At 30.5% G+C, this 12,027-nt stretch carries 8 protein-coding genes and 1 pseudogene; 4 read left to right on the forward strand and 5 right to left on the reverse strand.

Annotation, left to right across the window (positions count from 1 at the left end):
- Positions 1-36 precede the first annotated feature (36 nt).
- Together ACTG3V_RS10955 and ACTG3V_RS10960 are read left to right on the forward strand one after the other, a co-directional pair.
- On the forward strand, positions 37-1,203 hold the full coding sequence (locus tag ACTG3V_RS10955; protein WP_439132207.1) for a proline dehydrogenase family protein: 1,167 nt from the start codon (positions 37-39) through the stop codon (positions 1,201-1,203).
- Positions 1,200-1,490 (forward strand): LETM1 domain-containing protein, encoded by a 291-nt coding sequence (locus ACTG3V_RS10960; protein WP_439132208.1) that lies wholly within the window; start codon positions 1,200-1,202, stop codon positions 1,488-1,490. The genes ACTG3V_RS10955 and ACTG3V_RS10960 overlap by 4 nt, the downstream gene beginning before the upstream one ends.
- 405 nt (positions 1,491-1,895) lie before the next feature.
- Here ACTG3V_RS10960 and fumC read toward each other — a convergent pair whose 3' ends face one another.
- The gene (fumC, locus tag ACTG3V_RS10965; protein WP_439132209.1) at positions 1,896-3,296 is read right to left on the reverse strand and encodes a class II fumarate hydratase; all 1,401 of its coding nucleotides are present in this window, start codon (positions 3,294-3,296) and stop codon (positions 1,896-1,898) included.
- Between the two features lie 156 nt (positions 3,297-3,452).
- Between fumC and ACTG3V_RS10970 the strand changes: the two genes are divergently transcribed.
- Complete coding sequence (locus ACTG3V_RS10970; protein WP_439132210.1) at positions 3,453-3,626, forward strand: hypothetical protein; 174 nt, start codon at positions 3,453-3,455, stop codon at positions 3,624-3,626.
- 153 nt (positions 3,627-3,779) lie between these two features.
- Here ACTG3V_RS10970 and ACTG3V_RS10975 read toward each other — a convergent pair whose 3' ends face one another.
- From ACTG3V_RS10975 to prfB, 3 genes are all read right to left on the reverse strand, one after another.
- A complete protein-coding gene (locus ACTG3V_RS10975) occupies positions 3,780-6,245 on the reverse strand; it encodes an outer membrane beta-barrel protein (RefSeq protein WP_439132211.1) in 2,466 nt (821 codons plus the stop codon).
- Positions 6,246-6,341: 96 nt separating this feature from the next.
- Positions 6,342-6,683, reverse strand: coding sequence for an arsenate reductase (glutaredoxin) (arsC, locus tag ACTG3V_RS10980; protein ID WP_439132212.1), 342 nt, complete (start codon positions 6,681-6,683; stop codon positions 6,342-6,344).
- Between the two features lie 81 nt (positions 6,684-6,764).
- Positions 6,765-7,859 carry a peptide chain release factor 2 gene (gene prfB / locus ACTG3V_RS10985; protein ID WP_439132213.1) on the reverse strand — a complete coding sequence of 365 codons (1,095 nt, stop codon included), beginning with the start codon at positions 7,857-7,859 and terminating at the stop codon, positions 6,765-6,767.
- 86 nt (positions 7,860-7,945) lie between these two features.
- Here prfB and ACTG3V_RS10990 point away from each other — a divergent pair, with 86 nt between their 5' ends.
- Entirely contained in the window at positions 7,946-10,366 is a 2,421-nt protein-coding gene (locus ACTG3V_RS10990) for a zinc-dependent metalloprotease (protein ID WP_439132214.1), read from the forward strand.
- Positions 10,367-10,598: 232 nt separating this feature from the next.
- Here ACTG3V_RS10990 and ACTG3V_RS10995 read toward each other — a convergent pair.
- Positions 10,599-12,027 (reverse strand): annotated as a pseudogene (locus ACTG3V_RS10995) (hypothetical protein); the annotation flags it as partial.

Genomic DNA, 12,027 nt, shown 5'->3' on the forward strand with positions numbered 1-12,027 from the left:
CTAGTGGTATATTTGTAATAGCTAAATCGATGTAGTATGAAACTATTTGATAACACAAAAGTTGCTTTTGCCTTAAAAACAGATTCACAGTTAGAACGTGCCTATTTTTTATTTAGGATCATTCAATATCAAAATTTAGTAAAAATAGGGAGTGCTGTTACAAACTTTGCTTTAAAAGCTTATCTACCTGTAGAAGGTTTAATTCGAAATACAGTTTTTGATCATTTTTGTGGTGGAGTTTCTGAAGATGATTGTTTGCCAATTATAGACAATATGTACACTAATGGAAATGTGCATAGTGTATTAGATTATTCTGTTGAAGGTAAAGATCAAGAAAAAAGTTTTGATGGTGCCTTAGAAAAGATATTACGTATTATTAATTTTTGTGAAGAAAGAAAATCGATACCATATGCTGTTTTTAAACCCACTGGCTTTGGTCGGTTTGAATTGTATCAAAAAATATCTGAAGGAAAAGAATTATCATCAAATGAGCAAGAGGAGTGGAGTAGAGTGGTAGAGCGTTTTCATAAAGTGTGCAAAATAGCACAGCAAAAAGATGTACCTCTTTTAATTGATGCTGAAGAAAGTTGGATGCAAAGTGCCGCAGATGAATTGATTGAGGAATTGATGGAAATTTATAATAAAGAGAAGGCTATTGTGTTTAATACGTTACAGATGTATAGACATGATCGAATGGAATATTTGAAATCATTACATAAAAAGGCGCAAGAAAAAGGTTTTTATATAGGCATGAAAGTGGTAAGAGGTGCGTATATGGAAAAAGAAAGGGAAAGAGCTAAAGAAAAGGGGTATTCTTCCCCAATTTGTACAGACAAAAAAGCTACTGATGAAAATTATGATACAGCGCTAAAATACATGATGGAGCATAAAAAAATGGCAATTTTCGCAGGCACACATAATGAAGAAAGTTCTTATTTGTTAATGGAATTGGCTAATGAATACAATATCAAAGAAAATGATAAACGACTTTGGTTTGGTCAATTATTTGGAATGAGCGATCATATTAGCTATAATTTGGCAAACCAAGGGTACAATGTTGCAAAATACTTACCTTTTGGCCCTGTTAGAGATGTTATGCCATATTTAATTCGTAGGGCACAAGAAAACACCTCTGTAGCTGGGCAAACAAGTAGAGAATTAAGCCTCTTAAAAACTGAGCGAAAGCGTAGAAAATCGTTATGAAAACCGTTGACGAGATTAAGGAATTATTGCAAAGAAACAAATTGAGATTGTATCAAGAATTGTCTCAAAGTAAAGAGGCAATGCAGTTAATTCGTAAGTCTACGCACACAAAATTATCAGAAAACGAAAAAGAAAAAGTAAAAGTACAATTGTTAGATATTTGTAAATCTATACCAGCATTAGCCGTTTTTTTATTGCCAGGAGGTGCATTACTACTGCCACTTTTAATTAAATTAATTCCAGATATTTTACCATCTGCTTTTAGAGAAGATCCGCCTAAAAATTAATTTTTAGTGAATTTAATTTAAAAACTTCTGTTATTTGTAAATTGCGTTATAATACCTTAAATTAATTTAGTTTTTATCTTTTGAGGAAGCTATTTTTTAAAAATTTGTTAGAAAAAGGCAGGATTTGCTCTTCATTTTCTGAATGAATAAGTCTTCATTTTTAAGCAAATACCTATAAATTTTACTTTTCTGATAATGTTAATTTAATAAAGATTCAATTTTTGGTAATGCTTATTTAACCAAATGTGCGTACATCAAAGAATCTACTTTTTATTTTAATAGCAAAACTTTTTTCTAGTAGTTATTATATTTATCTAGATAAAAGAAAGTGATTTTTAATTAAAAACAAAAAAAGGACTAATAATAAAATTAGCCCTTTTTACAAAAGTATCTATATGTTTTTAATTACTTTAAACTACCAGTCATTTTTTCTGGTTTTACCCATTCATCATATTCTTCTGGAGTTACATAACCTAAGTTTACAGCCTCTTCTTTTAAAGTTGTTCCGTTTTTATGTGCTGTATTAGCTATTTCAGCAGCTTTATAGTACCCAATTTTAGTATTTAAGGCAGTTACCAACATTAGCGAGTTATTTACTAATTCAGTAATTCTTGTATGATTAGGTTCAATTCCAGCAGCACAATTTACATCAAAAGAAACACAAGCATCACCAATAAGTTGTGCAGATTGTAATACGTTTGCAGCCATCATTGGTTTAAAAACATTTAGTTCGTAATGTCCTTGAGTGCCACCAATAGTTACTGCAACATCATTACCCATAACTTGCGCACAAACCATTGTCATAGCTTCACATTGTGTGGGATTTACTTTTCCAGGCATAATAGAAGATCCAGGTTCGTTAGCAGGAATGATGATTTCTCCTATACCAGATCTTGGACCAGATGCCATTAATCGAATATCGTTGGCAATTTTATTTAACGAAACTGCTATTTGTTTTAAAGCACCATGCGTTTCAACAAGTGCATCGTGTGCAGCTAATGCTTCAAATTTATTTTCTGCAGTAATAAAAGGCATTCCTGTAAATTCAGCAATATATTTTGCCACCAAAACATCATAGCCATTTGGTGTATTTAAGCCTGTACCCACAGCAGTTCCGCCCAAAGCCAATTGAGATAAATGTGCTAAAGTATTTTGTAATGCTTTTAAACCAAAATTTAATTGTGCTACATAACCAGAAAATTCTTGTCCTAAGGTTAAAGGCGTAGCATCCATTAAATGTGTGCGCCCAATTTTTACAACATCAGCAAACGTTTCTGATTTTTTTTGTAAAGTATCTCTTAATTGTGTAATTCCAGGAATGGTAGTTTCTACAATTTTTTTATAAGCTGCAATGTGCATACCTGTTGGAAACGTATCATTTGAGGATTGCGATTTGTTAACATCATCATTAGGTTGTATGGTTTTTTCACCTTCACCAATTACTTTACCAACAATTTCATGAGCTCTATTTGCAATTACTTCGTTTACATTCATATTAGATTGCGTACCAGAACCCGTTTGCCAAATTACCAAAGGAAATTGATTGTTGTGTTTGCCCTCTAAAATTTCATCGCAAACTTGTGCTATTAAATCTCTTTTTTCTGATGACAAAACACCCAATTCACAATTGGTAAATGCAGCTGCTTTTTTTAAATAAGCAAAACCATAAACAACTTCTAAAGGCATAGAAGCTGATGGACCAATTTTAAAATTATTTCTTGAACGCTCAGTTTGTGCTCCCCAGTATTTATCTGCAGGCACATTTACTTTACCCATGGTGTCTTTTTCTACTCTATATTTTGTCATTTTTACTATAAATTTTTAGATGTAACAAATTTACAAAAAACAATTAGCAGTTAAAGTTGATAAATATCATTTTTAAGTGCTAAAAAAAAGTTTTTTTGATATGAATTTTTAAAAATAAATATTATTTTTGCTAAAAATAATTTTCAAAGCACACAAATGTTAGATTTTTCAGAATTTTCAGGATTAGTTTTATTTATGTTTATTTTTACAGCTGGTTTTTGGTTGTTGATATTTTTATTGACGTTTGTAGTACCTTATTGGATTGGTGGTACGATTTTGGAAAACTTAAAGTTAAAGAAAGAAGCTAAAAAAGCTGCTGAAGGTAAATAATTTTACTTTTAAAAATATTAAAAAACTCGTAATGCTTTTGCTTTACGAGTTTTTTTATGGTTATAAAATTTGCGTTAGGGATTGAAATGGAAATCCTTTTGTGAAGCATGAGCAAAAGATTGGAGTGTAAAGCCCGCTCGAACGCCCAAAAAATTATCCTTCAAAATCTTCGCCACCATTTTCTTGTCTTTCTGGAGTAAATTTCTTTTTCTTTTGATTAAATCTATAAACTAAACTTACTCTAAATTGTGGTTCTCTCCATTGAAATTCTGAGTATTGATTTAAAAACCCTGGAATATTTGTTGTTCTTTGGCTTATTCTGCTATTAAAAACATCACTAAAGTTAACACTTAAAGATGCTTTTTCGTTGAATAAATCTTTACTGGCAGCCAAATTCATACTAAAAACACCTTGACTTTCGGTTTGTGCATTTTGTGAAGGACCTCTATAGTTTGTATTTATTTGTAAATCGGTTTTACCAGGTAAAGTTATTTTTTGGTTGATTCTTATAAAATACGAAGTGTTTTCAAAATCGAAACTTTGAGTAAGGTTTGTGGTTGGGTTTGTATAATCTCCATCACTTGTTACTCTAAATAAGTTAAAATCGCTGTTAATATTCCATACTTTAAATGGTCTATAATTTAAGGTAAACTCAAATCCTAATCTTTCTTCTGTTGATAAGTTAATTGGAAATCTTCTTGTAATTGGGTCTCCATTATCAGTAATTTCTCCTGTTGCTTCTTGAATCCTTTCCCAATTATCGTTGCTAATATTATAATATAATGAAGTGCTTAGTGTAAATTTTTCCCATCTTTTTAAATAACCAACATCTACAGCATCAGTAATTACTGGATTTAAATCTACATTACCTGTGTAAATATTTGCTTCACTAGATCTGCTAGGAAAAGGGTTTAAACTTCTTCCTCTTGGTCTTCTAATTCTTCTGTTATATCCTAAAGTAATATTTTCACCATCTTTAAATTCATATCCTAAATTTAAAGTCGGGAATAAATTTCCATAACTTCTTTCATCTCTAGTAGTACTGGTTTGTTGCACAATTTCTATGGCTGTATACTCGTAACGTAAACCTGCCAATAATGAAATTTTATTAAACTTTTGTCCATATTGAAAATATGCTGCATTTACAAATTCTTCATAATTAAATGAATTGTTTAAACCTGCATCTGGCACTAAAGGACCATTTGGAAATACTAATCTTTCTTCTAAATAAAAACTATTAAAAATATCTCTGTAATTCCCTCTATAACCAGCTTCATATTGAATATCTTCTCCAACAGGATGCACGTAATCAATTTGTAGTAAAGCACGGTTTTCGTCTTGATCTTCTAAAACTTGTTCTAAGTCATTTAAAAGATTTGCTTGTGTATCAAATTCTGTTATATTATTTAATTTGTCTTCAACTTCAGTTGAATACTGTAAGTTTATAGATAATTTTTTTCCTTTATCATCAAAATTATTTACGTAATCTAAAGTATACTGAATTCTTTCTTCGTCTTCGGCTTCGTTTTCTGTTCTAGATGTAGCTTCTTTTATATTACCGTCATTAAAATATCTAAGGATATCATTTGAATTTACATCATCATCATTTCCGCCATTAAAAACGATATTTCCAATAATACTTGTATTATCTGAAATGTAATACTCGGCTCCAAAACTTGTAAATAAAGATCTCCCTAATCTATCAAAATTTCTGCTCTCTACTGTTCTAGCTACTTCTGTATTAGATCTATTTAAGTAATTTGCATCACTAAATGCATTTCCTGGAGTTTCATTATAACGAAATCCTGTATTTGTGAATAAGTTCCATTTTTCTGTTCTCCAGTTGGCATTAAATGCAGTACCTACTCTTGCAGGATATCCTAAATCTAATTGAAGCGAACCATTAAAACCAGTTAGTTTATTTTTTCTTAAAATGATGTTTAAAATTCCGGCTGTTCCTTCTGCATCATATCTTGCTGAAGGAGACGTGATAACCTCTACTTTTTCAATAGCTTCTGCAGGGATTTGTCTTAAGGCTTCTGCACCATTTAAACCAACTAATGCACTTGGTCTACCGTCAATTAAAATAGTAACATTTTCATTACCTCTTAAACTCACAGCACCTTCAACATCTACTTGTACAGAGGGTACATTGCCTAAAACATCACTTGCATTACCACCTCTAATAGATAAATCTTTACCGATATTGAAAACTTTTTTATCAAGCCTGATGTCAACAGTTGTTTTTTCTGCAACGATAACAACTTCTTCTAAAGAACTGGTATCTTCGGATAATTTTATTGTACCCAGGTTTAAGTCAGAATTTATCACTTGTTTAGGAAACTTTTTAGAAGCAAAAGAAATAAACTCAACCCTTATTTCATAGGTTCCTTTAGGTGATTTGATATCAAATTTACCATCAGCATCTGTTATACCTCCAGAAATTTTTTGTGAAATAACATCTTTTAAAACTATGGTAGCGTACTCTAAAGGTTGGTTAGAAATGGCATCAACTACAGTACCTGAAATAGATATTTCGTTTGGATTGTTTTGTTTTTGAGAAAATAAAGTATTACTTAAAAATATAGAAAATAATAGAATTGTAATTTTTTTAGTCAAAACGAGTTGGGTTTTTTTAGTTTTAGACTGCAAATTTCTATTTAAGTTTAGTTTAATTCAGTTAAAAAAAAGTTAAACAAAATTTTAATCTATTATTTAGAGTATTTCTAAAATAGTTGATGCTGGTCTGCCAATAACTCCCTTGTTATTTTTGATGACAATTGGACGTTCAATTAGCTTTGGGTTTGTTGTCATTGCTGTTATAAGTTCTGCATCAGACAAATCTTTTCCTTTGTAATTTTCTTTCCAAATTTTTTCTGTTTTACGAATCAGTTGAATAGGAGAGATGCCTAGAATATTAATAATTTCAGATAATTCAGCTTCACTTGGTACTTTATCTAAATATTTAATAATTTCAAATTCTTTACCAGATGCTTCTAAAATGGCTAAGCCTTCTCTCGATTTTCTACAACGTGGATTGTGGTATACTTTTATCATTTTTTAAAGTTTTTAAGGTTGGAAGTTGGAAGTGTGAAGTTGGAAATAAGTTTTATGATTATCTTCATTTTTATATAGCAACTAATCACTATTTTGTCCATTTAGCATTAAGTAAGCTTTTAGAAATGCATTAATATTTCCATCCATTACAGCATCAACATTACCAGTTTCGTGGGCTGTTCTAACGTCTTTTACTAGCTTGTAAGGATGCATCACATAATTACGAATTTGACTTCCCCATTCATTTTTCATTTTATTAGCTTCAATGTTGTCTCTAGCAGCTTGTTGTTTTTTTAATTCAATTTCATACAATTGCGATTTTAACATTTGCATAGCTGTAGCTCTATTGTCATGTTGAGAACGCGAATTTGAACACTGAATTTGTATGCCTGTGGGTTTGTGCGTTAATTGTACTTTAGTTTCTACTTTATTAACGTTTTGACCTCCTGCACCACTTGAACGAGCTGTGGTAATTTCTATATCAGCAGGATTAATATCTATCTCAATAGATTCATCTGCAACAGGATATACATATACAGAAGCAAAACTTGTGTGACGTTTGGCATTACTATCAAAAGGAGAAATACGCACAAGTCTATGTACGCCATTTTCGCCTTTTAACCAACCAAAAGCATAATCGCCATCAACCTCAAAGGTAACTGTTTTAATTCCGGCTGCATCTCCAGCTTGGTAATTGAGTGTTTTAAGTTTATACCCTTGTTTTTCGGCCCACATCGTGTACATTCTAAAAAGCATTTCTGCCCAATCGCAACTTTCTGTACCACCTGCACCAGCCGTAATTTGAATGGTTGCTGCAAGTGAATCTCCTTCGTCAGACAGCATGTTTTTAAACTCAATATCTTCTAAAAAAGTACTTACTTTTTCAAATTGTTCTGTTAACTCAGCTTCCTCAGCTTCACCTTCTTTAAAAAATTCATAAAGCACGTTTACATCTTCGTTTAAAGCAATGGCCTTATGGTAATCTTCTACCCATTTTTTTTTGAAACGCAATTCTTTCATCACTTTTTCAGCTTCTTTTGGGTCGTTCCAAAAGTTAGGATTTGCTGTTTTTTCTTCTTCATTAGAGATTTCAATCAATTTTTTATCAATCTCTAAATAATCCTTTAGTTTCTCGATTCTTGTTGATATATCTTTAAGTTGGTCTTGTGTAATCATAAGCATCACAAAAATAAATGAATTTTTAAGATTTATGGTTTTAAAAGGTGATAGTTATTTTATAGATTTATAGAAAATATTTTATAATGAAAAAATCACTACTACTTTTATTTTTTTTATCAACTTTTTTTAACGGATTCTCTCAATTTTTTATGGAAAAATCTGGTAAAAATTTGCAAAAAGGCATTACCAAATACAAAGGTTACTTTACTTTTTATTATGATGAAAATACTGATAAACTTTTTTTACAAATAGATAAAATTGATGACGAATTTTTATATGTACGTTCACTTTCAGAGGGAATTGGCTCTAATGATATTGGTTTAGATAGAGGGCAATTAGGTGATGGAGTCGTTGTTTATTTTAAAAAAGCGGGTAATAAAATTTTATTGGTACAACCTAATCAAGATTATAGAGCGATTACTGAAAACGAAGAAGAAAAAAATTCGGTAAAAGAAGCGTTTGCGAAATCGGTTTTGCATGGTTTTGTAATTAAAGAAACTAAGAAAAATACTTATTTGGTAGATGCAACCTCATTTTTTATGAGAGATGCTCATGGAGTTGCCTCAAGGTTGGCAAGAAATAATCAAGGAAATTATAGTTTAGATAAAAGTAGAAGTGCTTTTAATTTATTGCGAACAAAGGCATTTCCAAAAAATGTTGAATTCGATGTGTTATTAACGTTTAAAGGATCGCCAAAAAGTTATACGATTCGAAGCGTAACTCCAGATGCAAGTGCTGTAACCGTAAATCAACATCATTCTTTTGTAGAATTACCAGATAATAACTACAAACCTAGAAAGTACGATCCACGTTCTGGTTCTTGGCAAATGAGTTATTTAGATTATTCAACTCCTGTTAACCAGTCGATTACAAAACGATTTATTTATCGCCATCGATTAGTAAAAAAGAATCCTGATGCAGCCATTTCAGAAGCTGTAGAACCAATTATTTATTATTTGGATAGAGGTACTCCAGAACCTGTAAGAAGCGCTTTGTTGGATGGTGGACGTTGGTGGAATCAAGCCTTTGAAGCAGCTGGTTACAAAAATGCTTTTCAGTTTAAAATGTTACCAGAAGGCGCAGATATGTTAGATGTGAGATATAATGTGGTACAATGGGTTCACAGATCAACTCGTGGTTGGAGTTATGGTTCAAATATTTCGGATCCACGAACTGGCGAGATTCTTAAAGGCCATGTAAGTTTAGGAAGTTTACGTATTCGTCAAGATTTTCTTATTGCGCAAGCCTTGCAAGCTCCTTACGCAAATAATACAGCTGATGATGATTTTGCTTTGCAGATGGCGATTGCACGAATTAGACAGTTAGCTGCCCATGAAATTGGCCATACCTTAGGATTCTCACATAATTTTGCAGCGAGTACAAATGGAAGGACTTCTGTAATGGATTATCCGCATCCAAAATTTACATTGAAAGATGGTAAAATTGATTTTTCTGATGCTTATGATGATAAAATTGGTGCTTGGGATAAAGTAACAGTGGCGTATTCTTACCAAGATTTCCCTAAAGGGACAAATGAAAATGAAGCTTTAGATAAAATTCTAGTTGATGCTTATGCAAGTGGTTTAAAATACTTATCTGATGCTGATGCACGACCTCAAGGAAGTGCAAGTGCAACAGCTCATTTATGGGATAATGGAGGTAATATTCACGACGAATTGTACAATCTTTTAAAAGTTAGAAAAACTGCCATCGAAAATTTTTCTACAGATAATATTAAAACTGGAGAACCTTATTCAGTTTTAGAAGATGTTTTTGTTCCTTTATATTTTTTACATCGTTTTCAAACAGAAGCCACCACAAAATTGATTGGTGGTTTAGAATACAGCTATGCTGTTAAGGGTGGAAATCAAACTGTGGTAAAACGTGTTACTGGCATAACAGAACGTATTGCTTTACAAGCTGTTTTAAAAACAATTGATGTTAATGAAATTGCAATTCCGAAAGAAAAATTGGCATTATTTCCACCAAGAGCTATTGGTTATGGACGATCAAGAGAATCTTTTCAAAGTAAATTAGGTGTGGCTTTTGATGCGTTTTCTGCAGTTGAAACAGCTTCTGAAATGACTTTGAATTTATTATTAAATCCGCAAAGAATGTCTAGACTTATTTCTCATAAAAGTTTAGATAAAAAACAACTTGGTTTAGTTGAATTAATTGATGAATTGATTGCGAAATCATTTAAAAATAATCATAAGGATTCTTATCATCAAGAATTACAAAATGTGATCAATACAAAAGTATTGGAGCAATTGTTTTATTTAGGAGCATATAAAAATCAGTACAAGCAAGTTAATGCTATTGTGTTATCTAAATTAGATGAAATCAAAAAAATAATTACTGATAAAAAATCAGAAGGTGTTCAAAAAATGTATGATGAAGCAATGATGAAAAGTATTACAGGGTATTTAAAAAATCCAAAATCCTATAAAAAATCTTCAGCACCAAAAATTCCTGATGGTTCACCAATTGGTAGTAATTATTAATAGAAATTAAAATAATTGTAATAAAAAAGTTCTTGATAATTTTTTTAATGGTTATGATGCCAAAAATAATTGTTAAGAACTTTAATTTTTTATGGTTGTAACTATGCTAATTTAAATAAAGTTAGCCTATGGAATTCTTATCCAAGCTATACAAAATTGAGCAACTTTAATACATCATCTTTAAAAATTGTTAGAAATCTATGCTAGTCAAAATATACAAAACTGCTGTAAATTATTTTTGAACCTCAAATGTAGTTTCTTCAAAAATTGGAGATCCATCCTTTAAAATACCTTGAATTGTTATGGTGTACTTTCCTGTAACATCAGACGTGTAAAATGTAAAATTTTTATTATTACTGTTTTTAAGAGTTTCCCAGTACAACTGTGTTCTTAAATCAGGTATTCTTATGCTTTTGTTCTTTTCGTAGTTAGGTTTAAAATATGGTTTGGCTTTTAACGGCTTTAATACATTAAAACTTTGGTTTGTGGAAGGTGCATAATCTTTTTCTTTAGTAGTAACATTAAGAATGCCTTGATAGGTTAATGCGCCATACATATACTTTTCTCTAACTACATCTATCGATTTTATTTGTAAAGCATCAAAATTCATAAAATCAGTGTGATTATCAACAATATATCCATCAACAATTAATAGCGTTTTTACATTAGTATCTGCAATTAAATTAGCATCTCTTACATGAAATGAGTAGGTGTCTTCATTTTTTGAAATCCATACATTTTGTAAAATCTCCACAGCAACTTCTTTTATCGTTTTAAAACGGGTATAATCGTCTAATACGTAGGTTTCTTTATTTGGATTTTTTGCAAAAGAAAATGTGTTTATTTTTTGAGATTTTATCGCTGTTTTTTTAACTTCGGAATAAGCGTTTTCAATTTGAATATTTCTATTGTTTGTTTTTATATAATTTCTTAACGCTTCAGTTAAAAACAACTCTTTAAAATTGGAAAAATTTGTTTTTATTTTTGTTTGTTTTTCTAACGTAACTTTATATCCTTTTTCGTTTAAAACTTCTAAAATTACTTTATCAGCACTAAACGACTTATTGATTGTAAAAAAGAACTTTCCTTCTTTATTAGTGTTTACAATTTTTGATATCTTATTTTCTCCAATAAAAGAAACTCCAATTGCAATATTTTCTAATCCTTTATCTTCTTTAGAACTAATAGAGCCCGTGTATAATTCTCCTCTTAATTCGGGTAAATAATTATATTTTGAAACAGAACTCTTATTTTGTGTTGCCTTAAAAATTGAAGTAATCCTCTTTTTGGGGATAAATTGTAGGTTATTTTCTTTTTGTACAGAAACTAAAACTGTTTTAATAAGATGGGTATTAAAGTTAACATTTACCTTTTCTCTTTGTGAAAAAGTAGGCTTATTGGTTTTAATCTCTAATAAGTTTGTATTTTTCATTTCAGAAGAAATCACCATATTTTTATGTAACGAATCTTCTAGTTGTAATTTATTTGCAAAAGGATTAATAATAAATAAATCTTCTTCAAAAAAATTAGTTTCATTTTTCATCCATTGGGTATAAACAATCAGTTTATAACCTCCCGTTTTTAATGAGGTATTTATAAAAAAATCGCCAATAGCTTCACCATCAACAAGTTTTATTTTTTGAATTGAAACACTTTCGTTA

It is taken from the genome of Polaribacter sp. (assembly GCF_965660385.1).
In the GTDB taxonomy this organism is placed as follows: domain Bacteria; phylum Bacteroidota; class Bacteroidia; order Flavobacteriales; family Flavobacteriaceae; genus Polaribacter.